Annotated in this window: 23 protein-coding genes; 12 read left to right on the forward strand and 11 right to left on the reverse strand. The window is 50.6% G+C overall.

The window, feature by feature from the left end:
• The first annotated feature begins 198 nt into the window (after positions 1-198).
• Positions 199-621 carry a hypothetical protein gene (locus tag H6F86_RS11545; protein WP_190448743.1) on the forward strand — a complete coding sequence of 141 codons (423 nt, stop codon included), beginning with the start codon at positions 199-201 and terminating at the stop codon, positions 619-621.
• A 179-nt stretch (positions 622-800) separates the two neighbouring features.
• On the opposite strand, the gene H6F86_RS11550 is transcribed toward H6F86_RS11545, so the two are convergent.
• From H6F86_RS11550 to petB, 3 genes are all read right to left on the reverse strand, one after another.
• Complete coding sequence (locus H6F86_RS11550; RefSeq protein ID WP_347240176.1) at positions 801-1,196, reverse strand: hypothetical protein; 396 nt, start codon at positions 1,194-1,196, stop codon at positions 801-803.
• A gap of 245 nt (positions 1,197-1,441) precedes the next feature.
• Positions 1,442-1,924, reverse strand: coding sequence for a cytochrome b6-f complex subunit IV (gene petD, locus H6F86_RS11555; protein WP_190448745.1), 483 nt, complete (start codon positions 1,922-1,924; stop codon positions 1,442-1,444).
• A 99-nt stretch (positions 1,925-2,023) separates the two neighbouring features.
• Complete coding sequence (gene petB / locus H6F86_RS11560) at positions 2,024-2,692, reverse strand: cytochrome b6 (protein ID WP_190448746.1); 669 nt, start codon at positions 2,690-2,692, stop codon at positions 2,024-2,026.
• A 366-nt stretch (positions 2,693-3,058) separates the two neighbouring features.
• On the opposite strand from petB, the gene ctpA reads away from it, so the two are divergent.
• The 3 genes from ctpA (at position 3,059) to H6F86_RS11580 (ending at position 9,052) form a co-directional block, all read left to right on the forward strand.
• Positions 3,059-4,315 carry a carboxyl-terminal processing protease CtpA gene (ctpA, locus tag H6F86_RS11570; protein ID WP_190448748.1) on the forward strand — a complete coding sequence of 419 codons (1,257 nt, stop codon included), beginning with the start codon at positions 3,059-3,061 and terminating at the stop codon, positions 4,313-4,315.
• On the forward strand, positions 4,305-5,555 hold the full coding sequence (locus tag H6F86_RS11575) for an HD domain-containing protein (protein ID WP_190448749.1): 1,251 nt from the start codon (positions 4,305-4,307) through the stop codon (positions 5,553-5,555). The genes ctpA and H6F86_RS11575 overlap by 11 nt, the downstream gene beginning before the upstream one ends.
• Before the next feature lie 902 nt (positions 5,556-6,457).
• A complete protein-coding gene (locus H6F86_RS11580; protein ID WP_190448750.1) occupies positions 6,458-9,052 on the forward strand; it encodes a GAF domain-containing protein in 2,595 nt (864 codons plus the stop codon).
• Here the strand turns inward: H6F86_RS11580 and H6F86_RS11585 are convergent.
• The 4 genes from H6F86_RS11585 to H6F86_RS11595 form a co-directional block, all read right to left on the reverse strand.
• The gene (locus H6F86_RS11585; protein WP_190448751.1) at positions 9,049-9,987 is read right to left on the reverse strand and encodes a serine hydrolase; all 939 of its coding nucleotides are present in this window, start codon (positions 9,985-9,987) and stop codon (positions 9,049-9,051) included. The genes H6F86_RS11580 and H6F86_RS11585 overlap by 4 nt on opposite strands.
• Positions 9,988-10,007: 20 nt before the next feature.
• Positions 10,008-10,142: a GNAT family N-acetyltransferase gene (locus H6F86_RS32190; protein WP_242033478.1), complete on the reverse strand. Its 135-nt coding sequence runs from the start codon at positions 10,140-10,142 to the stop codon at positions 10,008-10,010.
• 9 nt (positions 10,143-10,151) lie between these two features.
• Positions 10,152-10,472: a GNAT family N-acetyltransferase gene (locus tag H6F86_RS11590; protein ID WP_190448752.1), complete on the reverse strand. Its 321-nt coding sequence runs from the start codon at positions 10,470-10,472 to the stop codon at positions 10,152-10,154.
• Positions 10,473-10,534: 62 nt separating this feature from the next.
• On the reverse strand, positions 10,535-11,458 hold the full coding sequence (locus H6F86_RS11595) for an alpha/beta hydrolase (RefSeq protein WP_199305230.1): 924 nt from the start codon (positions 11,456-11,458) through the stop codon (positions 10,535-10,537).
• Between the two features lie 276 nt (positions 11,459-11,734).
• Here H6F86_RS11595 and H6F86_RS11600 point away from each other — a divergent pair, with 276 nt between their 5' ends.
• Positions 11,735-13,267, forward strand: a complete 1,533-nt coding sequence (locus H6F86_RS11600) for a SulP family inorganic anion transporter (RefSeq protein WP_190448753.1) — start codon at positions 11,735-11,737, stop codon at positions 13,265-13,267.
• A gap of 33 nt (positions 13,268-13,300) precedes the next feature.
• On the opposite strand, the gene nei is transcribed toward H6F86_RS11600, so the two are convergent.
• Complete coding sequence (nei, locus tag H6F86_RS11605) at positions 13,301-14,122, reverse strand: endonuclease VIII (protein ID WP_190448754.1); 822 nt, start codon at positions 14,120-14,122, stop codon at positions 13,301-13,303.
• A 6-nt stretch (positions 14,123-14,128) separates the two neighbouring features.
• Complete coding sequence (locus H6F86_RS11610) at positions 14,129-14,299, reverse strand: PCP reductase family protein (RefSeq protein ID WP_190448755.1); 171 nt, start codon at positions 14,297-14,299, stop codon at positions 14,129-14,131.
• Positions 14,300-14,370: 71 nt separating this feature from the next.
• On the opposite strand from H6F86_RS11610, the gene H6F86_RS11615 reads away from it, so the two are divergent.
• Genes H6F86_RS11615 through H6F86_RS11630 form a run of 4 tightly spaced genes read left to right on the forward strand, consistent with a single transcriptional unit; the run spans position 14,371 to position 16,690 of the window.
• Positions 14,371-14,772 carry a VOC family protein gene (locus tag H6F86_RS11615; protein WP_190448756.1) on the forward strand — a complete coding sequence of 134 codons (402 nt, stop codon included), beginning with the start codon at positions 14,371-14,373 and terminating at the stop codon, positions 14,770-14,772.
• 18 nt (positions 14,773-14,790) lie between these two features.
• Positions 14,791-15,363 carry a Uma2 family endonuclease gene (locus tag H6F86_RS11620; protein ID WP_190448757.1) on the forward strand — a complete coding sequence of 191 codons (573 nt, stop codon included), beginning with the start codon at positions 14,791-14,793 and terminating at the stop codon, positions 15,361-15,363.
• Between the two features lie 12 nt (positions 15,364-15,375).
• Positions 15,376-16,083, forward strand: coding sequence for a phosphoribosylformylglycinamidine synthase subunit PurQ (gene purQ / locus H6F86_RS11625; RefSeq protein WP_190448758.1), 708 nt, complete (start codon positions 15,376-15,378; stop codon positions 16,081-16,083).
• Between the two features lie 52 nt (positions 16,084-16,135).
• The gene (locus H6F86_RS11630; protein ID WP_190448759.1) at positions 16,136-16,690 is read left to right on the forward strand and encodes a GNAT family N-acetyltransferase; all 555 of its coding nucleotides are present in this window, start codon (positions 16,136-16,138) and stop codon (positions 16,688-16,690) included.
• Positions 16,691-17,197: 507 nt separating this feature from the next.
• On the opposite strand, the gene trxA is transcribed toward H6F86_RS11630, so the two are convergent.
• Positions 17,198-17,545, reverse strand: a complete 348-nt coding sequence (trxA, locus tag H6F86_RS11635; RefSeq protein WP_190448760.1) for a thioredoxin — start codon at positions 17,543-17,545, stop codon at positions 17,198-17,200.
• A 90-nt stretch (positions 17,546-17,635) separates the two neighbouring features.
• On the opposite strand from trxA, the gene H6F86_RS11640 reads away from it, so the two are divergent.
• On the forward strand, positions 17,636-17,950 hold the full coding sequence (locus H6F86_RS11640) for a metalloregulator ArsR/SmtB family transcription factor (protein ID WP_190448829.1): 315 nt from the start codon (positions 17,636-17,638) through the stop codon (positions 17,948-17,950).
• Here the strand turns inward: H6F86_RS11640 and H6F86_RS11645 are convergent.
• Complete coding sequence (locus tag H6F86_RS11645; protein WP_190448761.1) at positions 17,947-19,191, reverse strand: dicarboxylate/amino acid:cation symporter; 1,245 nt, start codon at positions 19,189-19,191, stop codon at positions 17,947-17,949. The two genes, H6F86_RS11640 and H6F86_RS11645, sit on opposite strands and share 4 nt — an antisense overlap.
• 380 nt (positions 19,192-19,571) lie before the next feature.
• Between H6F86_RS11645 and H6F86_RS11650 the strand changes: the two genes are divergently transcribed.
• Together H6F86_RS11650 and H6F86_RS11655 are read left to right on the forward strand one after the other, a co-directional pair.
• The gene (locus tag H6F86_RS11650; protein WP_190448762.1) at positions 19,572-20,000 is read left to right on the forward strand and encodes a BlaI/MecI/CopY family transcriptional regulator; all 429 of its coding nucleotides are present in this window, start codon (positions 19,572-19,574) and stop codon (positions 19,998-20,000) included.
• The gene (locus tag H6F86_RS11655; protein ID WP_190448763.1) at positions 19,991-20,833 is read left to right on the forward strand and encodes a M56 family metallopeptidase; all 843 of its coding nucleotides are present in this window, start codon (positions 19,991-19,993) and stop codon (positions 20,831-20,833) included. Before H6F86_RS11650 ends, H6F86_RS11655 begins: the two co-directional genes overlap by 10 nt.
• The last annotated feature ends 211 nt before the right edge of the window (positions 20,834-21,044 follow it).

Genomic DNA, 21,044 nt, shown 5'->3' on the forward strand with positions numbered 1-21,044 from the left:
GGCTATCAGTGCCACTCAGTCAACAGGTACACTTGCCCGACTAGTTCTGCCGTTCCTTGTAATACTAAATGTATTGCATCGTTTCATAGCATAAGACGAATTAACAGGTGACACCTTTTACTCTCTTAATTGCAATGCACTAAGCTACTGAGCGATCGCTTCATCAATGTGTTTCAGATATCGGCAGAGAGGAGTCAAATGAAAACCTTCAACTATTGGTTCGGTATACCTGTGGCACTAGCAGTCGCACTGGGAACCGCCTCACCTGCTCTTAGTCAAGCAGTCGCAATTAATTCTAGTTCACCTGCCGTTCAACTCAACGGGACATCGGGTGGTAGCCAAAAAGATAGTAAGGGCTGTGCTGGCTTCATTGCCTCGGCACCGAATCACGTCATCCAGGTGGCAGAAGATGCCAATTTGCAGTTTACGTTGCAGTCCTCTGGTCAGCCTGCCTTACTAATTCGTAGTAGCTCTGGGCAGGACTTCTGCGTGCCAGCCGACAGCTACTCTAATGGTAAAGTTACTATTCCTGGACGGTGGACTAAAGGCACTTACTCAGTCTATGTTGGCGATCGTGCCAAGGGTCAACACTCTTATACACTGTCAATTTCTCGCAGCTAAACAGAGATTGCTTCAAAACTTTCAGTGCAAAGCCGAGATGTTTCGTAAAACATCCCGGCTTTGTGCTGAAAGAAAAGTTAAACACTTGACAAGTAAAGGTTGCGCTAATCCTTACTCGTTTAAGTCAACATTTTAACAGTAGGTTTAGCGCCCAACCTGAAAGACTCGCGGCTCTGGTGCTAATCCTCGAGCGTTTTAGCTGACACTTCGACAGCGCTGACATCAATAGTTCCCGGTGGTGTCAGACGATGAAAGCTTCCACCCTCTACCTTCAGCGGTTCATTGCAATTGGGGCAACTAAACTCTGTTTGATTGAGGCTAACAAATTCATACTGGCAGACCGGACAATCTGCCTGAATTAGGTTGCGCCTTAGCCACCAGCGAAAGCCAAAAAACGCAATCACAGGCGTTATCAAAATCAGCCCAACCAGGATAAAAAATGATTTAACGAGCCAGCCTAGACCGATTGCCCCCAGCAGCCAGATCACCGCAAAGGGCAAAAGGAAACGACTAACTTCGGCAAAGCCGATTTGGAAATTCTTAAAGCTATCCTGGTTCACCGCAGTCTCCTGCACAAGGTTGTTTTGAATACTCTCATCCTAATCAGAAACTGCCCCAGCGCCTAAGCAGAAAACCCCCAAAAGTTTGGGTAGAAAACCCTACTTTAAAGAAATCCCTTAAGCGAAAGCACTGCTAGCAGTAGTTCTCAGCGTGAGATAAAAATAATTAAACCTAAAAATAACACCTATCTAATTCCTAGTTAGCTGTTAGCCAAAGCAGGAACCAAACAGGTGTTACAAACAGTCTAACAACGAGCGATCTAGAACAGACCGAGCGTTAAAGACTTATCAATAGGGAAAGTTGCACCAATACCCAGCCACAATGTCACCAAAGTACCAACAAGGAATACCGTTGTTGCCACAGGACGACGGAACGGGTTTTGGAACTTGTTAACGTTTTCAATGAAAGGAATCACAATCAACCCCAGGGGCACTGACGCCATAGCAACCACACCCAAAAGCTTGCTGGGTACAGTACGCAAAATCTGGAATACGGGGTAGAGATACCATTCAGGCAAAATCTCTAACGGGGTTGCAAAGGGATCAGCGGGTTCGCCAACTGCCGCTGGGTCAAGCACTGCCAAACCAACGTTAAGCGCGATCGTCCCCAGAATAACGACTGGGAAGATGTAAAGCAAATCGTTGGGCCATGCAGGCTCACCGTAGTAGTTGTGTCCCATACCTTTGGCAAGCTTGGCACGCAACTGAGGATCAGATAGATCCGGCTTTTTAACCGTTGCCATATTAAAGTCACTCTCCTTTTGTTCTGAAGTCAGCAGAGGGATGGAAGCAGGTAGACAAAGGTCGCTAGCGTAGATAGTTTGCCCTCAAAGGAGCAACTATTACAAAGGACCAGAGATACCTTGCTTGCGAATCATCAAGAAATGCAGCAGCATGAACACCGCAATCAGCCAGGGCAGGACGAAGGTGTGAGCGCTGTAGTAGCGAGTCAGAGTTGCCTGACCAACACTGGAACCACCACGGAGTAGGTCAGAAATCAGTACCCCGACAACTGGAATCGCTTCAGGTACACCAGAAACGATCTTGACTGCCCAGTAACCAATCTGATCCCAGGGGAGCGAGTAGCCAGTCACGCCGAAAGAAACTGTGATAACAGCAAGGATCACGCCAGTCACCCAAGTCAACTCGCGGGGCTTTTTGAAACCGCCCGTTAGATAAACCCGGAAAGTGTGAAGTACCATCATCAAGACCATCATGCTGGCAGACCAGCGATGGATCGAGCGAATCAACCAGCCAAAGCTCACCTCGTTCATGATGTACTGAACAGAGTCAAACGCTTCAGCAACAGTTGGACGATAATAAAACGTCATAGCGAACCCAGTGGCAAACTGGATGAGAAAACAAACCAGCGTAATGCCGCCCAAACAGTAAAAAATATTTACGTGGGGAGGGACATACTTGCTAGAAACATCGTCTGCAAGTGCTTGAATTTCTAGCCGCTCCTCGAACCACTGGAATGTTTTCGAGCCGGTCACCTGCTTAGTGAACATGAAGCAAGAATTCCTAAAAAAATGTATTGCTGTTCCTAAAGAATGTAACACAGACGCAGGCTGGATTTCATACGCAAAGTGAATCAGCCTCCTGTGTTAACGCGGGGCTGTGTCAGCGTCTTCTCAACTTGTTGCTCTGCTTACTTGCTAGTTTAAATACTTAAGACAGGATGAAGTTTTCTAAAGCAAACCGTTGCCTGAGACAATAGTCTTGGCGATCGTTCAGCTGTTGAGAACAGCGTGATTAAAGGGTCATTAGGCGGCGCTACTGTAGGCGGTTTTTGCTCCACTTGTACCATGCCTAAAGCGATTGAACTCGTGCTATGGGTAGCAGACACTCCATTGCTGAGGTTAAGATTATTCACTATGAGTAAACATACCTCCTGGACAGGACGGCTAGTGGCTGTCCTTTTGGCAGTTTTGATAGTGCTGGGTTGGTCAGCACCGCAAGCAAACGCGCTGACTGAAGAGCAAAAGCTTTTAGCAGAAGTTTGGCGGCTGGTCGATCGCGCCTATGTTGATGACACGTTTAATCAGCAGAACTGGTGGCTGGTGCGGCAAAAGGCATTTAAGCAACCGCTGAGCGATCGTGAGCAAACGTATACAGCGATCCAGAAAATGTTGGCGAGCCTGGATGATCCCTTTACGCGGTTGCTGAAGCCGGTGCAATACCGAAGCTTACAGACGAATACATCTGGCGAATTAACGGGAGTTGGGTTGCAGATTGCCTCTGACCCAGAGACTGGCAAATTGCGCGTGATTGCTCCAGTCGCTGGTTCTCCAGCCGATCGCGCAGGCATCAAGCCAGCAGATACGATCGTAAGCATTGATGGCACCTCAACTGAAGCGCTGTCCTTAGATGACGCGGCAGGACGAATGCGGGGGAAGATCGGTAGCGAGGTGATGTTGACAATTCAGCGGGAAGAGGCGCTGCTAGATTTTAAGGTTGTGCGAGATCGTATTGAACTTAACCCAGTTTATGCCGATTTGAGGCTGCAATCTACACCTGCGAATACGGATGAGCCTGCCAAAATCGGCTACATTCGCCTGAGTCAATTTAACGCCAATGCAACGGCTGAGTTTGCCCACGCGCTGACTCGTCTGGAGACGCAGGGCGCTAACGCTTACATCCTTGATTTGCGAAATAACCCTGGTGGGCTGCTGCAAGCGGGGGTTGAGATTGCCCGTCTTTGGTTGGATAAAGGGACGATCGTTTACACCGTCAATCGCCAAGGCATTCAAGGTAGCTTTGATGCGACAGAGAAGGCATTGACGCACGATCCGCTCGTCGTTTTGGTTAACCAGGGCACGGCAAGCGCTAGCGAAATTTTGGCGGGAGCCTTGAAGGATAACGGGCGCGCCACTATCTTAGGCGAAAAAACCTTCGGAAAAGGGTTGATTCAATCGCTCTTTGACCTGTCAGATGGCTCTGGTCTGGCTGTCACCGTGGCGAAGTATGAAACCCCTGGTCACATTGACATTAATAAGCAAGGTATTCAGCCCGATGTTACAGTGCCGCTTGACCCTATTACTGGTGCTCAAGTCGGTACACCCGCTGACCGCCAATACCAAGCGGCAGTAGAGCTGTTGACCACACATTCAATGGTGGCGGGTGCTGTTTAGTACTGAGCGCACGTATCACGATCCGCTCCACGGAGCGATCGCACTCAACGGTAGCGATCCGATCGAAGCGGCACTTATCCGTCTTATTGATACGCCTGCCTTTCAGCGACTGCGACGGATTCGGCAGTTAGGTTCAGCCAGTCTTACCTTTCATGGAGCCGAGAGTTCACGGTTTACGCATTCGCTTGGCGTGCTAGCAATCGCGCGTCGGGCATTTGATCGTCTTGCCAGCGTCTATCCCCAACTGCAACCGTATCGTGCGGTTGTACTCTGCGCTGCGCTACTGCATGACATTGGGCATGGTCCCTTTAGTCATACGGGCGAAGAAGTTTTTGGCAGCAATCACGAACACTGGACGGGGCGCATTTTACAGGAGTCAGCACCTATTCGGTCAGCGTTGGATACTGTAGCTCCAGACTTAACTGAGCAAATTCTCCAGGTTTATCTCAAGAAACATCCAATCCCATTAGTCTGGCAACTGGTGTCAAGCCAACTTGACTGCGATCGCCTCGATTACCTGATGCGCGACAGCTACTTTACGGGGGCATCCTACGGCAAAATAGACCTCGAGCGCATTCTCATGGCAATGCGCTATGACCCGGTGACGCAGCAGCTTGTCGTCGCCCGTAAAGGCATGACCGCGGTTGAGCATTACTTGATCGTGCGCTATTTTATGTATGCCCAGGTTTACAACCATCCCAAAAACATCGCTGCCTGTTGGGTATTGCAGCAAGCGTTTGTGCGGGCTCGTGGATGCTTACAGCAGGGCTTGCTAGAAGCCGATGACACGGTCAAAGCCTGGTTGATGGGCAACTGCGATCGCCTACCTTTAAACCAATATCTTGCTGCAGATGATGGCGTTTTCACTTACCATCTGCAACGTTGGCAAAGTAGCACCGATGCCATTTTGAGCGATCTATGCCGACAGTTTATCGATCGCGATCTGCCCAAAACACTGGATGTCACCCATCTGGATACGAACGATCGACAGGCATTATTGCAAAGCGTCCAGCAGAGGCTCGGCACAGTGAACGGTGACGCAACTTATTATGCAGGGCTGCAAATTTCTCTAAGCCGTGGCTATACCCTTTACCAGCGTGGCATCAAGTGTCATACCGCCGCAGGCTTGCAGGAATTGAGCGACCTGTCGCCTCTGGTACAAACGCTGACTAACCCTTACGAACGGGCGTGGCTAATCTATCCACGTGCGATCGACTCAGCACTGTTGAAGACGCAGTAAGTATTGAGGACGCAGTAAGTAGAGACGCAGTAGGTTAGCGATTCGATAGCCAAACTGTACTACTTGCGCTCCAAACTGCTGAGTGCGAGGGATTGAACCTTAGATTAAATGATCTAGCAGCCTGGACGGACTTGTCTCTAAGAAGGGGTGGAGGCTTTGCCCTCAAGGTATCCTTGCTTTTCTTTTCGCTCAAGTATTTACGAAAAAGCAGCATATAGTTCAGCCAATTAGCTGATTACTTCTTTAACGTTAATCTCTAAAATTTCGCAGGATCGTTTAGCGTGCATGAGGCTCGATTACTTAGGTTTACCCATTGAAATCAGATGCCCTTACGCAAGTAGGAAACGAGCAAAACCCTACAGAACGCAGGCTACGGATCAAGTTTCTGGCACTTTACGGTGAGCTGTTAAGTGTGTCGTCTTCACTTAAATCAACCCTTACAGCAATGGTTAAAGACATCTCCTACAGTCAATGGGTTAGACGCGCCGTTACAGCCTCTCCATGAGCACTGAATGAGCAATAAAGCGTTAAGAGCTAAAGCCTGGTCACTTAATGCTTTACTGCAACGCCTTGTCAGAGCACCTTGCTGTCGTGCTGAAGTTAGACTCTTTACCAAAAACTGTAGCTGACCGCTTGAAACTGGGTGTGATCGTCGCTCAGGTTTAGCAACTGAGGCTCTAGCTTGTGCCCAGTCTTAAGGCACTTCTCTAACATCTAGAACTTAAGCAGGATTGGCTGGCATTCCTAGCTAGGATGGGGTTGTCAAGCCCGCACGCTGGGTGCTTCAGCAGATAGCTAGGGTCTCGCCTACTGCCTAACTGCCATTGCATATCGTCTACAGAACCAGGCTTCACTTTTGCTCCTTACACTCCGGTGAAATGCAGGTTTCAACCACCCCCGCTATGCAGCAGCAGCCACTTCTTGCTCCAGATGCAACTGTACTGGAAGCAGTGCAGCAGTTGAGCCAGAATCAAAGCGGTTGTGTTTTGGTGATGAAGCAACAGCAATTGGCTGGAATTTGCACAGAGCAAGATTGTTTACGGGCGATCGCGGCGGGCGTTAATCCAGCGGCAACCACGGTTGAAGCGGTGATGACACAATCGCCGTTGACCCTCAGCCATTCTGAGACGTTAAGTACAGCTTGGCAAATGATGCAAGACCACCAAGTTGCCTATTTGCCGATCGTGAATGACCAGGGGCACGTACTGGGAGTCATAACGGAGCACAGCCTGCTTCAAGCGAGGGAAGCGGCAATCCTTGACCAGCAACAGACAAGCAGCAATCTTCAGGCATCAAATCATCGCCTGACCACCATGTTTGCAAGCATACCGGCTGGGTTCCATGCGCTTGATCGAGCCTGGCGTTTCACCCACGTTAACCAGCACGCCGAGGCACTACTTCAAAAAACGCAGCAAGAACTTTTGGGGCAAACTGTCTGGGAAGCCTTCCCCGAAGTCGTTGGGACTATTTTTGATCACGAGTTTCACCAGGCGATGGCAACGCAGGTTAGCGTTCGGTTTGAGGCATTCTACGCACCGCTCAACCGTTGGTTTGAGGTCTATGCCCATCCATCGCAGGACGGGTTATTTGTCTATTACCAGGACGTAACAGAGCGCTGCCACTTCTACAGCCAATTGCAGCTCCAGGCGCAGCGAGAACAAGCACTGAACCGCGTGATCCAGGTGATGCGGAATTCACTGGATTTAACCACCGTTTTCGAGACGGCAACGGCTGAAATCGCTCGACTGCTTCAGGCAGACCGCGCTGATGCGATCCGTTATCTGCCAGAACATTCGGTCTGGAAAATTGTGGCTGATAGTCACTCCAACCAGGTGCTGAACAATCTTGTTGGCATGGAGTTTTCTGATGATGCGAATGAGCCGATCGCCGATCTCAAGCGCTTTGCTGTTGTGCAGATTGAGGATATCGCCCAGCATCCTGACCCAACCGTGAATCAGTACGCTCAGATGCTACCGGGAACCTGGCTTTTGGTGCCGATTCACTTTGAGGCAACGCTTTGGGGTTGCCTAGCTTTGACCAGGCAGCAGCAGCAACCCTGGCAGACCTCAGAGGTTGATCTTGCCTGTGCCATTGTGGATCAATTAGCGATCGCGATCCAGCAATCTCAGCTTTATCAGCAGGTGCAGCAGCTTAACGGAACGCTGGAAACCCAGGTGCAGGAACGGACTGCCCAACTCCGTAAAGCGCTTGCCTATGAGTCATTGTTGAAGCAAATTACCGATCGCGTGCGCGATAGCCTGGACGAGCATCATATTCTTCAAACAACGATGCAAGAGTTAGCAGCTGAGTTGGATGTGTTGTGCTGTGATACCGGGCTAATTGACATGGAGCGCGGCACGTTGACGATTCTCTATGAGGCAATTCGCTCAGATGTTGTAGCGGCAGCAAAGGGCACTGTGTTGTCTCTCAACACCTTGTATCCTGTAGGTCAGCAAAGATTACAGGGCGGCTGGGTGCAATTTTGCTCTCTCGCTGATCCGATCGATGTGGTGCGCCAGGTTAGCTGTCGGTTTACCATCCTGAGCTGTCTCATCACTGACGACCAGGGTGTATTAGGCGATCTATGGCTGCTTAGACCGTGTGATAAATGTTTTGAAGAACCAGAGATTCGCCTGATACAACAGGTAGCAACCCAGTGCGCGATCGCCCTGCGACAGTCGCGTCTGTATCAAGAAATTCAGGCACAGGTGGATGAGCAGGAGCAGTTAAACGACCTCAAAGACAACTTCCTCAGCTCCGTTTCTCACGAATTACGGACACCGATGTCGAATATCAAAATGGCGACTCAAATGCTAGAGATTGCCTTGAAGCAAGCAGGCACCTTTAACAATACTGTTGCCAGTGGTGACTCCAACCGCATTGCGCGCTATTTCAAGGTGCTGAAAGATGAGTCTGAGCGCGAAATTAACCTCATTAACGATCTGCTTGGTCTGTCGCAGGTGGAGTCGGGTAGTGATGCCTTAACGCTCACCACTGTCGATCTGCGAAGCTGGCTGCCTGACCTTGCTAGCGGTTTTAGCGAGCGCATGCTAAGGCAACAGCAACAGCTTGTAGTGGATGTTTCAGAGAACCTGCCGCCCTTAACAACTGATTTTAGGTATCTGAAGCGTACCGTCACCGAGCTTTTACAGAACGCCTGTAAATACACCTCGTCTCAGGAGACAATTTGCGTCTTTGCCAAAGCGATCGTCGGTGGCTTGCAAATTGGTATCAGCAACACGGGCGTTGAAATTGCTGCCAGCGAGCGCGAGCGCATTTTCGAAAAATTTTACCGCATTCCCAATGCCGATCCCTGGAGATATGGCGGCACTGGTTTAGGTCTTGCACTGGTCAAACGCCTAGTCGAACGACTGGGAGCCAGCATCCAGGTCGAAAGCGGCGATCACCAAACAACGTTCGTCATCACGTATGCGATTGCCCATAAGCCATCACCAGATGAAAGAGTTGCACCAATGACCAAGCGCACTAATCACTAAAGACCAACTATTGCTGTTGCCACTTGCTGTGAGATAAACGGCAGCATTGCTTCATTCTGGCTGTGTGCAGTCCCTTCGGTAAAAACGACCAGTAAGTAGGGTCGGGCATCCGGCAATTCCACATAGGCTGCATCGTGGCGAACGCGGCTCATTAAACCCGCTTTAGACCAGAGGCGTGCATTCAGGGGTAAGCCTGCGCCCAGAAAACCAGTCACTTGATTTTCAGGGTCAGCGGCGAGGTCATTTGGGTGAAGCGCTCGCCGCATAAGCTGCATCATAGAGTGCGATCGCTCTGCCGATACTGCCACCCCGCCCACAATGCTATGCAACAGCCGCGCAGTTGCTGTTGTCGTGAGCATATTGCGGTTATCCATCAACTCACCAAGAAACTCACGTTCACGACCATACGCTCCATCACACCAGGTTTTTTGGTTGACGTTGATGGTTTCCAACTCTGTCCACGCAAGCGATTGAAAATAGCGATTCACGATATTGCGCTGCTGCTTCCAGGTTTCAAAAGGAGCCACTGGAAGTTCGGGACCGCTCGTTGTGCCCGTCAACACATCTACAACCAAGCTCGTTGCATCATTGCTGGAATCGACAATCATATCCTTCGTGGCTCGCTCCAGTTCGGTGGAGGGCTGCGCCATGCCTTGCTCTAGCCATTCGTGCAGCGCCACCAGATAAAACAACTTGACGACGCTGGCAGGGTAGATGCTCTCCACACCGCGATAGCTAAAACCACGTGGGGAGTGTTTCCAAAATTCTTCAGCACTTAAAGCACCGCCAGTGTTAACAATGGCAGGCGGATCATACACAAGCCACGTCACTGCAATCTGATTACGGGCTAAACCCGGAAACTCAGCCCAAGTTGCCTCTAGAAGGCGATCGCCCAACCCTTCTAACTGCTCATCTTTGTGAAAAAACATAGTCATCCAATGTCAGCCCGCACAAGCTACCGCTCTCTATTATCGGTGTTTGTGCCTTCAGAGCTTGCCATAAAGTAGCGATACTCATCGTCACCCGTCACTTTAAAGCCCAGTCGTTCATAGAATGCTTTCGCTGAATTCACCTTTAGCACAATCAACATAACGGACAATTACTGCTCAAACGCCTTGTGCATAAGCCTGCGAACCAGTTGAGTGCCGAGTCCCCGACGCTGAGCGGTTGGCAGAATGGCAAGGTAGTGGAGGAAAAGCGCATCACTCTGGTTCGCCACAGACATCATGCCAACCGCTTCTCCGCAATAACAGATGATCTCAAACGGAAACTGTTGAAAGTCTTCGTACAAAGCCGCTCTCTGTCCTGCCGCATCCCAACCCCAAAGTTGCTCGACGTAAACCTGAAACGTCTGTCGATGCACATCTGCTAAAAAGTCAAAATCCGCCTCCGTTGCGGTTCGAGTTTCAATTACATCCATATTAGGGTTGGGGACTGTAGAGCTTTTAGGAGCAGGGTTCTACAGTGAATAAACTTGCTGGCTCAAACCGTTTCTAGCTTTTGCACAAAAGGCGCGATCGCCCTGACAAACTCTGCCGTCGATTCGTAGGGCAGCACGTTGCGTCCAGGGAGTTTCACACCTTCACCCTTTGGCAACTGCGTTAAATAATCTTGCAGCCGTTCATCAGGCGTTTCTGCCTTACCTTTGCGGCTAATGCTCGAAGCCTCTCCGCCCATGACAACAAGCGATGGTTGAGCGATCGCAGCCAGTTTAACCGTATAGTCCTGCCGCCAAAAACCAGCCAAAAACGAGAAGACTGCATGGCGACTGGCAAGATCGCGTGATCCCTCTTTCAACATGGCTAACCACTCGGCATCAACGGCATCAGCCGTCGCAAAGAGTTGGCGGATGGAAAACGATTGGAGGAATTGCGATCGCCGCGCATAGCGATAAAACCCATTGCCTAAGGGCGAATTGAAAAGGTTCCAACTGATCTGCTGCCGCCAGGTTGGCGTTGGGTTTGCAATCAAGGTGCGAGCGGGTGGACCACTCATGACTACACCCCGAATTAAATCTGGTTGCAAGTGGATAAGGTCGATCGCTACTGGCAACAGCGCTCCCTGCACCACTAGCACTACAGGCGTTTTGATCACGGTTTGCAGAAATGACTGAAGCTGTTCTGCCCAATCAGACGGGTGGTAAGCAATTTGCGGTAGATCGCTATCACCACAGCCCAGCAAATCGGGGTTATAAATCAGATTGTGCTGCCCAGAGCGATACCACTCGTCACAAAAGCGTTGCCAGAAGGTGCGGGACAAGCCAACCCCGATCGGGTGAATCAACAGCAGCGGCACGCCACTAGCTGTATCAGTAGGAGCGAGGCGATCGTACGCACAGCTATAGTTGCGCCATGTGTAGGATGACGCGGGCATGTGCGCTGAAATAGTCGTCGAAGGTTGAAGCATGACTACTAGGATGCAACATTTTGACGTGCTTGACGCGCCAGAAGATACGAACACCGTGAATTTACTGTCCTTAGCCTCTGTAAATGCCGAAAGTTTATGGTGATTCAGTTAATCAAAACTTTATGTGTGGTCACAATCGGGTAAAGAGCGTATCAAGCTTTCGGTCTTGCTTGTGGTACGACTTTGATTGCTTTCGTCAGCACGGTACTATGCACTTGATCTCTGAGACCCGCTCGGTTCTCTTAAGTTAACGAGTCTTACTACGCAGGAAGCAGCATGGTTTCAACGAGCAAAAGAGCTGGCAAGGCAGCGCTTAGACGGATGCGATCGCTTCAAACCCGCATCACTCAGAAACTGTCGTTTGCCACCCTGCAAGTAGAATCGTTAGCGGGCATTACAGTGGCGCTGGCATTGATTCCAGAGTCGCTTGCTTTCGCTGCGATCGCTAAAGTTAGCCCAATGGTGGCGCTCTATACCTCCTTTAGTATGGCGATCGTCATTGCGCTGGCAGGCGGGCGACCAGCAATGATTTCAGCCGCTACAGGGTCAATGGCGTTATTAATGACAACGCTAGTAGTGAAACACGGCGTTGAATATCTTTTTGCAGCGACCATTCTGACTGGCATCATTCAATTTTTGATTGGTGTTTTGAAACTGGGACGGTTCTTTAGTTTCATTCCCCAAATGGTGATTGCAGGGTTTGTGAATGCCCTCGGACTTTTGATTTTTGTGGCACAGGTGCAGCAATTGCCAGGAGAGCCGTGGCAAGCCTATGTGATGGTGGCAGCGACGCTTGCTATTGTCTACCTCTTTCCTCGCGTGAACAAAAGTATACCGTCACCGCTGGTGGCGATCGTGGCGATGACAGTTGTGGCGATCGTGGCTCATCTACCGATTCGTCGCGTGGGCGATATGGGTGAGATCACGCGCAACCTGCCCATGTTCCATCTGCCACAGGTCAGTGTCTCGCTAGAAACGCTGGCAATTATCCTGCCTTACGCCGTAACGCTGGCGATTGTCGGCTTACTGGAATCACTGCTTACGGCTGCACTACTGGATGATTTGACCGATACCCGCAGCTCTAAAGACAAAGAAGTGCGCGGACAAGGCATTGCCAACGTGGTAACGGGCTTTCTGGGCGGCATGGCGGGTTGTGGCATGGTTGGGCAGTCCATCATCAACGTGCGATCGGGCGGGCGGCATCGGTTATCAACCGCTGTTGCTGGCGCGTTTCTGCTGTTTTCGATCTTCGTGCTGCGGGATGTCGTCCAGCAGATTCCGATGGCTGCCCTCATTGGCGTGATGATCATGGTGTCGTTTGAAACCTTTGACTTTAGTTCGCTTAGAACGCTGCGAACCATGCCGCTTAATGAAGCGATTATCATGCCTTTTACGGCTGGAATCACCCTACTGACGCACGATCTAGCGCAGGGCGTTCTTGCTGGCGTTATCTTAAGTACGCTGATGTTTGGTTGGCGGCTTGCCCAAACGCACGTTGCCGTCTCAGTTGATCACGATGGCATCACGCTTTATGCGGTGTCGGGTCAACTGTTCTTTGGCTCTGCCAGCAACTTTGTGAACCTGTTTGCCTACAATGCTGACCCCCACGGCATCGTGATCGACTTTAACCGCTCTCATGTGTGGGATCATGCAGCCGCAACAGCGATCGCCAAAGTAGTTGCCAAATATCAACGCCTCGGCAAGAGTGTGACCCTGGTTGGGCTGAACTCAGACAGCTATCAGGCTCTCAGGCAAGCTGATGTGCCAGAACACGTCATTTGCATAGATGACGTTAGTTTAGCGGTTTAACGCTCAAGCACTCCGGGCTAACGGATCCTCGTCTCACAGTTTTTGACAGTGGGGGCAGTAGTAGATACGGCGACCGCCAGCAATCTCTTTGAGGATGGCAGTACCGCAGCTATAGCAAGGACGACCATCGCGGTTGAAGACGTAAAAGCGGTATTGCTGGCGAGAAAAGCCTTGCTGTTTAAGTTGAGCAACAGTGTCCAGGTTATTGGTGATGCCTTTAGTTAAATAGGATTGGCGACTGACTGCGATCGCGCCCTTCGCTAGACCATCAATCTGCTCCGGCGTGCAGTCGATCGGTCGCAGGGATGGATGCACTCTCGCGACAAACAGCACTTCGCTGCGGAGATAGTTACCAAGCCCGCACAGAAAGCCTTGATCGAGCAATAGACTTACCAACCCACGACGGTAAAAGCGTTTGTCGAGGAAGCGATCGCGCACTTGATCGACAGTCATAGCGTCATCCAACACATCAGGTCCTACGCGACTAAGGAACGGATGGCTGGTGATCTGTTCGTTTGTGATGACATCAATCTCTGACGCGCTATAGAGAAGCGCCGCTTTTTTAGGCGTGTGGATTGCCAGTCGGAGCTGACGATTCGTAGTTGGGTAAGAGTTAGCTTTCTGGATATACCATTTGCCGTAAAGCTGATTGTGACTGTAAATATTGAGCTGATTTTGAAAGCGAATGAGCATCGCTTTGCCCTTTGACTGCACTGCCCAGATTTGCTCGTTGACAAGAATAGCTTCGTAAGGCTGCAAGCGTTCAAAGGCAAAGGAAATATGGGTGAGGGGCGTGTGGGCAATCGCCCGTGCCACGGCATCCGCTGCTTGTTTAATTTCGGGTCCTTCAGGCATGAGGTTTTATTGACCAAACTCTAGCCGCGCTTGTTCGACCAATTCAACGGTAATCACGTCTAGTTCGGCGGCACGGGCCAAATGCTCAATCCGTTCCCTGGCTTGAGAGCGCACAAAAAAAGGAATGTTTTGTAATTTTGCCTTGGCTTCCGGTGTCCATTTAGGAGGGTCTACCATAGCGATATCTGCCTTTGCGTCAAGATGTGAAGCTAGGTTTATTCTACCGAAACCTGTCACTGGAATCTGCCATGCCGCTTCGCTACACTGCCGTACTGCTTGCATTAGCAACGCCAAATTTTGATGCCTTGACACAGTTCTACAGCCAATTTTTGAGCTTAGAACCAGCAGTCTTGCTTCCCAACGTTTACGCTGAATTCCATCTGCCCAGGCTCAAACTCGGCATTTTTCGTCCCAAAGCCACTTCACCCACTCCCCATGCCCCACTCCCCTCTCCCCCTTTGCCCACTGGCATGAGCCTGTGTTTGGAAGTAGAAAACCTGGAAGCCGCGATCGCCCACCTTACCCAACTCGGCTATCCACCATCTGGTAACATCATTACCGCGTCTCACGGCAGAGAAATTTATGCCTATGACCCCGATGGCAATTGGCTGATCTTGCATCAAGCCACGATCACCTACAATGAAAGCTAGCTCTTCTTAGTAGCCGCAATGGTACTCCAGGCAAACCATCCACTGACGTTGCAAGCGTTTCTCGCACTGCCCCCAGGCGAGGGCGACATAACGTATGAACTGATTGATGGTCAGGCAGTCCCCAAAATGCCCCCAAAAAAATTTCACTCTAGCCTTACACGTGCCTTTCTCTTTCTGTTGTGCCCTGAGTTTGAAGGTCGCGGCGAGGTTTATCCAGAGCTGAGCATCGCGTTGACTTGGCAAGGAAGAGACTGGGTACCCACTCCTGACCTCGTCTATATCTCTTACGAGCGGTTACCTTCTAGTTGGCAAGAAAATACGGTTTGTCCAGTGCCGCCGGATCTCGCGATCGAAATCATTTTGCCTGGTCAAACATTTGGTCAATTAGCTGCAAAAGCGAGGGCGTATCTAGATGCCAACGTGTTGCGAGTTTGGGTTGTCGATAGCAAAGCCCGAAGCATTACCGTCTTCTATCCCGATGCGCCACCTCAAACCTATATGGGCGATACACTGCTCACAGATAAGCTTTTTGAGGGGTTAGCATTTACCGCAGAGCAAGTTTTTCAGAAAGCAGGCATCCCGTTAGGTTAGCAGTAGAGCGTCATGGTTAAATTTGGTGTGATTGTCTTTCCCGGTTCCAATTGCGATCGCGATGTTGCTTACGTGACCGAATCACTGTTGCAGCAGCCAACACGCATGGTTTGGCATGAAGAAAGCGATCTATCTGACCTGGATGTCATTATCGTTCCTGGTGGCTTTAGTTATGGGGATTATTTGCGCTGTGGGGCGATCGCGCGGTTTTCGCCAGCAATGCAAGCAACCATCAAACACGCTGAGCAGGGAAAGCTTGTTTTGGGCATCTGCAACGGGTTTCAAGTATTAACTGAAGCGGGGTTACTGCCTGGGGCACTGGTGCGAAATCGAGATTTGCATTTTATCTGTGATCGCGTTCCCTTGCGCGTCGAACGAACTGATTTACCCTGGACACAACACTATTCAAGTGGAGCCGTCATTACGCTGCCGATCGCGCACGGTGAAGGCAATTATTATGCCGATGCCGACACGCTGGCAGACTTGGAAGCAAATGGTCAAATTGTGTTCCGCTACGCTATAGCCGACAGCAACATGGACTCATCCAACAACCCCAATGGATCGCTCAATAACATTGCTGGCATCTGCAACCGCAAAGGCAATGTGTTGGGCATGATGCCACACCCAGAACGCGCCTCAGATCCAATGCTCGGCGGTACCGATGGAATGCAATTGTTTGAAGGCATTTTGGCAGCGATGGGCGATCGGGCGATCGTTTAAATATTGATTGTTGCAAATCATCTTCTACAGCCCAAATATTAGGCTTGCTGTTATGGAGATTACAACCAGAAGATTTCTGCTGCGTGACTTCATTGAGTTTGATCGATCTCAATTTCTGAGCTATCAAGCCGATCCACGTAATCTGACGTTTTATGGGTTAGACGAGGCAAGCCCCGAGCATGCAGAGCGCTTGTTTGAGACATTTCAGACATGGGCTTCTGATCACCCACGGCTCAACTACCAATTTGCCATTGTGCATCGCCAGGAACCTTACGTTCTGGTTGGTTGCTGCGGATTGCGGAGAATGGGATGTGATACTGGCAAGATGGAACTGGGCATTGAACTTGCACCAACTTATTGGGGGCGCTACGCCTATGCGATCGAGGTTGGGCGTGCTCTGCTCCATTTCGGGTTCAAAGAACTAGGGTTGGACGTCATCTTCGGCTCCACCGTAAGCGCGAACGTGCGAATTGCTCGGTTGGCAGCATGGAGCGGAGCAACGGTGGTTGCCACTCGTCCCGGTTCATTGTGGCTGTCTGATTACGGGTGGAACGAAGTAGATTGGCAGCTTACGAGAGAGCAGTGGGAGCATCGTAATCGGGTGTAATTGTGTAGCATTGGCACTACAAGAACCTTAGTGTGATGCAACGGTGCGTTCCTACTGTTGTATAAGTTGCTGACCTGATGACCGAAATAAAAAATCCCTAGCGGGAAGCCAGGGATTGATCAGGGTGCATCTACCACTCCTCTATTCGGGTAACGCGGATGCCATCAGGAAAATTTGCGCGGTATTTAACGATCGACTGCAAGCTTACGACTGACGGTTAAAAACAAAAAATCCCTAGCGGGAAGCCAGGGAATGATCAGGGTGCATCTACCATTCCTTTATTCTGCTAACGCCGATCGCATCAGGAAAATTCTCGTCCTTTCTAGCGCAATCAACTCCTAGATGGCTGCTGGCGGTTAAAAATAAAAAATCCCTAGCGGGAAGCCAGGGATTGATCAGGGTGCATCTACCACTCCTCTATTCGGGTAAGGTCGATCGCATCAGGATAAATTGCAGAGATGTTTTGATGCGATCACACCCTTTTTGCTCACCTATTCGGTTGAGCGCTTACGTCGAAGCCTCGCTCCTTACCGCTAAGTGCTTCTCCAACGTAGTTGCCAGCGTTGCTTTCGGCACGGCACCCACCACACGATCGATGGTTTGCCCATCTTTAAAGAGCATCAGTGTAGGAATGCTGCGAATTCCGTACTGGCTGGCAACGTCGGGGTTTTCGTCTGTGTTGAGCTTGACGACTTTGACTTGTCCAGCATATTGCTCTGCTAGCTCGGCAACAACTGGGGCAACCAGCCGACAGGGACCACACCAGGGTGCCCAAAAGTCTACAAGGACGGGCAAATCACTTGCCAGCACTTCGTCTCGAAAGCTGGAGTCTGTAACTGTAGTGACGGATGACATCGCAACCTCCTGATTTCTGTCTTGTTATTTCGATAGTTCAAGAACATCGAACTATTAAACGATAGCGCAATCTGTGCCATAATGACAACTATGAGGCTGCTATATCATCCACACAAAAAAGACCTTTCTCTGGCAGGCGTGTTGTATGCCCTGGGAGACCCAGTACGGCTAGAGATTGTGAAGCAACTGGCAGAGAAGGGCGAGTTGCCTTGCAGTGCGATTCTGTCGGTGCCTGTGGCAAAATCGACGCTATCGCACCATTTCAAAGTGTTGCGCGAAGCTGGTGTGTTGCACAGTCGCAAAGAAGGAACGCAGCACATGAATTCACTGCGGCGTGAGGATTTGGACGATCGCTTCCCTGGTCTGCTGACGGTTATTTTACAAGAGGCTGAGGTGGCAGGTTAAGATTTGCCGACTGGCACGGCTGGCGCAACTTGTTCTGAGCCAACTTCGGCTTCCCAACGGCTTAAAATCACGGCATTGGTTGTGTTGCCTACAACATTAAGCACTGTTTTGACACCATCCACCAGACGATCGACTCCTGCCACGATCGCAACGCCCTCTAAAGGCAAGCCCGCTGCCGCTAAAACCGTCGTTATCGTGATGATGCCCGATCCTGGCACACCAGGAGTGCTAAAGGAAACTAGCAAAGAACTAAGGGCGATCGCCAGCAACAGAGAGGGCGTAACAGGCACCTGATACACCTGAGCAATAAAAAGGGCGTTAAAGCCTTGCACAATAGCAGAACCGTCGCGCTTTAGGGCTGTGCCCAAGGGAATCGCAAAACTGGCAATGTCTTCTCTCAGCCCGTAGTCTGTTTGCACCGTCTGCAACAAAACAGGCAACGCAGCATTAGAACTTGCCGTACCAAAGGCAAGCGATAGGGCGGGCGTTAAGCTACGGAGAAAATGCACTGGCTTCGCTTGCAGCACATAAAGCACCAACCCATACAGCGCTATCATAAGCAACGAGCCAAGCAGCAAGCCCAAGACATAGACAAAAAGCCTGGCAATAATGGCTAACCCTTCAGTAGCAATGACTGAGCTAATCAGCGCAAAGACTCCCAGTGGAGCCGTGTATAAAATCAAGCCTAAAATCTTCTCAAAAATGGCATAGCAGCTTTCGATAAACGCCACAAAGCTTGCTGCTTTTTCGCCGACGAGTTGAATGCCCACACCAATTAACGCGGCTGACACGATCGTTTGGAGCAGATTACCGCTGCTTAACGCCTCTAAAGGATTCACAGGAATCAAACTTACCAGCCAGGCAATCAGCGATTGGTTCTGAGTGCCCTGAGTAGCTGCTGCCAGCGTAAAGCCAGTCATACCGGCACCGGGCTGTAACAGCACCGCCAATAGCATCCCTAGACCAACCGCGACCGCGCTAGTTACTACATAGCTGATCATCAACTTGGCAGCGTAGCGCCCTACTTGCGCTGCATTTTGAATGCGAGTCAACCCCAGAAGCATGGAGGAAAAGACGATCGGCACAACCACAAATTGAATCAGGCGCAAAAAGGCTTCGCCGATCGGTGCCAAGCAATAAACATTGAGCGGTTCAATAACGGTAGGGAAAAACGCATTTAGCGATGCCCCGAAGATAACGCCGACGCCAAGCGCAGCCAAAATCAGTGTCGATAAACTCATAAAACGAGTGCTTCAATCAAGTTGCTTGGCAAACGCTCAATCTAGCATTGCTAACCGTCGGTTATTCGATCGCTGCTTTACAGACCAAAGCCACAAAGAGCTAGACAAACCGCAATTAGAAAGGAATCTTGCTTTGTAGCGTGTGAGAAGAGAATTGGTATAGCAAAAGGATAAGGGATGAGGGATGAATCGAAGTCCTTGGTCAAAGGAACTTTCAAGGTTTAGGACTGTCCTAACGTTCTCTTCGACTGCTAGATAAGCCACTTCCCCTTCATTCCTCCACCTCCCCACTTCTCCCCCTTACTTCTCCACCCCCTTATCGTCAACACAAGCGACTAGCGATAAGCTAGAAACAGATTTTGCTCGGCACCCTGCACTCAATGACTCCATTACCCAGCTACCGTCCGAAGCAGCTTTCGCTCGGACCTTTAGAAGCCGAGATTTTGAATCTGATTTGGGAACTCGGCACCGTGACGGTCAAAGACGTCCACGATCGCATTCTGTCTAACCCAGAGCGCGAACTGGCGTATACCTCCGTTACGACTGTTCTGCAACGCCTGACGCAGAAAGGCTGGCTCGTCTGCGATCGCAAAAGTCGGGTCTATACCTGGCAGCCTCTCGTTTCTAAAGAGCAAGCGCAGGCATTACGGGCATATGAGCAGCTCAATCAATTTCTGGCAGTGGGCAACCCCGATGTGGTAGCAGCCTTTGCCGATAGTCTGGATCAAACCAGCGTCGATCAACTGGAGGCGATCGCTCAACGACTCCGCGCCATCCGTGAAGCAAGGGAGGATAAGGAATGCATTTAACGCTGCTGTTTTTTGGGCTGTCATGCGCGTGGGGGCTGCGCTTACTAAGAGTGAGCGCCGGAGGTACCTGCCAGGAACGCTGGCAGCGATCGCTGGGGCTATTTCTTTTTCCGCCGCTGCTCTTGCTGATGACTGCCATTGCCCTGGTCTGTATGGGTCCCCAAGGGCAGATGGTGCGCTGGTGGGAAGGCTGGGTCAGCTACTCGCTAGCAGTCGGCTTCCTTTGTGTCTCAGTTATTTTGGCACTGCGGCTGGTGACAGATGGATGGCGATCGCTTCAGCAAGTGCGTGCCTATCCTCAAGTTGGTTTACAAGGGCACGTCGGTCGTGTGCTGTCTACGCCGCTTCCCTTTAGTGCACAGGTTGGCTTCTGGCAGTCTGAGCTAGTGGTAAGCCAGGGACTCATTGATACGTTTAGCACCGACCATCTGGAAGCAGTGTTAACCCATGAACAGGCACATCACCATTACCGCGATACCTTTTGGTTTTTCTGGCTTGGTTGGCTGCGCCGATTGACTGCCTGGCTGCCCCAAACAGAGGCACTATGGCAAGAACTGTTGCTGCTGCGAGAACGCCGCGCCGATCGCTGGGCAGCGCAAACGGTCGATACCTTGCTACTTGCTGAAGCACTATTGCAGATGGTAAAAGCCCCAGAACTTTACTCTGAAACAATCTGTGCTGCCTTTAGCAGCGCGACACCCCGCACTCGCTTAGAAGAGCGCATTGATGCGTTATTGTCAGAGCCAGAGTCAGTGCAGCCCGTTCGCTTCTGGGTGTGGCTGTGGCTGCTGCTGGTTTGTCTGCCTCTGCTAACAGTGCCGTTTCACTATTAGCGATCGACCCAGCGCCTCTTTGAAAATGTTTGGCAGCTAAAACTGCGGCTCAGTCATACAACTTAATTAATAAAGTTTAAGGACGTAAACCGCCGAAAAGTAAGGGTTTGCAGTCAACACAGGTTTTGCTTAGCTAGCTGAAGCTGTTGATAGTGCGTCTTCACCACTGCTTAACTTAAGGGTTATCTACGATTTGTGATTGTTACCGTAA

The organism is Phormidium sp. FACHB-592, assembly GCF_014695795.1.
GTDB lineage: Bacteria > Cyanobacteriota > Cyanobacteriia > Leptolyngbyales > Leptolyngbyaceae > Stenomitos.

Coding starts and splice junctions, on each gene's coding strand:
- H6F86_RS11545 (WP_190448743.1), top strand. CDS start 199: ATGAAAACCTTCAACTATTGGTTCGGTATACCTGTGGCACTAGCAGTC.
- petD (WP_190448745.1), bottom strand. CDS start 1,924: ATGGCAACGGTTAAAAAGCCGGATCTATCTGATCCTCAGTTGCGTGCC.
- petB (WP_190448746.1), bottom strand. CDS start 2,692: ATGTTCACTAAGCAGGTGACCGGCTCGAAAACATTCCAGTGGTTCGAG.
- ctpA (WP_190448748.1), top strand. CDS start 3,059: ATGAGTAAACATACCTCCTGGACAGGACGGCTAGTGGCTGTCCTTTTG.
- H6F86_RS11580 (WP_190448750.1), top strand. CDS start 6,458: ATGCAGCAGCAGCCACTTCTTGCTCCAGATGCAACTGTACTGGAAGCA.
- H6F86_RS11585 (WP_190448751.1), bottom strand. CDS start 9,987: ATGACTATGTTTTTTCACAAAGATGAGCAGTTAGAAGGGTTGGGCGAT.
- H6F86_RS32190 (WP_242033478.1), bottom strand. CDS start 10,142: ATGTTGATTGTGCTAAAGGTGAATTCAGCGAAAGCATTCTATGAACGA.
- H6F86_RS11590 (WP_190448752.1), bottom strand. CDS start 10,472: ATGGATGTAATTGAAACTCGAACCGCAACGGAGGCGGATTTTGACTTT.
- H6F86_RS11595 (WP_199305230.1), bottom strand. CDS start 11,458: ATGCTTCAACCTTCGACGACTATTTCAGCGCACATGCCCGCGTCATCC.
- H6F86_RS11600 (WP_190448753.1), top strand. CDS start 11,735: ATGGTTTCAACGAGCAAAAGAGCTGGCAAGGCAGCGCTTAGACGGATG.
- nei (WP_190448754.1), bottom strand. CDS start 14,122: ATGCCTGAAGGACCCGAAATTAAACAAGCAGCGGATGCCGTGGCACGG.
- H6F86_RS11610 (WP_190448755.1), bottom strand. CDS start 14,299: ATGGTAGACCCTCCTAAATGGACACCGGAAGCCAAGGCAAAATTACAA.
- H6F86_RS11615 (WP_190448756.1), top strand. CDS start 14,371: ATGCCGCTTCGCTACACTGCCGTACTGCTTGCATTAGCAACGCCAAAT.
- H6F86_RS11620 (WP_190448757.1), top strand. CDS start 14,791: ATGGTACTCCAGGCAAACCATCCACTGACGTTGCAAGCGTTTCTCGCA.
- purQ (WP_190448758.1), top strand. CDS start 15,376: ATGGTTAAATTTGGTGTGATTGTCTTTCCCGGTTCCAATTGCGATCGC.
- H6F86_RS11630 (WP_190448759.1), top strand. CDS start 16,136: ATGGAGATTACAACCAGAAGATTTCTGCTGCGTGACTTCATTGAGTTT.
- trxA (WP_190448760.1), bottom strand. CDS start 17,545: ATGTCATCCGTCACTACAGTTACAGACTCCAGCTTTCGAGACGAAGTG.
- H6F86_RS11640 (WP_190448829.1), top strand. CDS start 17,636: ATGAGGCTGCTATATCATCCACACAAAAAAGACCTTTCTCTGGCAGGC.
- H6F86_RS11645 (WP_190448761.1), bottom strand. CDS start 19,191: ATGAGTTTATCGACACTGATTTTGGCTGCGCTTGGCGTCGGCGTTATC.
- H6F86_RS11650 (WP_190448762.1), top strand. CDS start 19,572: ATGACTCCATTACCCAGCTACCGTCCGAAGCAGCTTTCGCTCGGACCT.
- H6F86_RS11655 (WP_190448763.1), top strand. CDS start 19,991: ATGCATTTAACGCTGCTGTTTTTTGGGCTGTCATGCGCGTGGGGGCTG.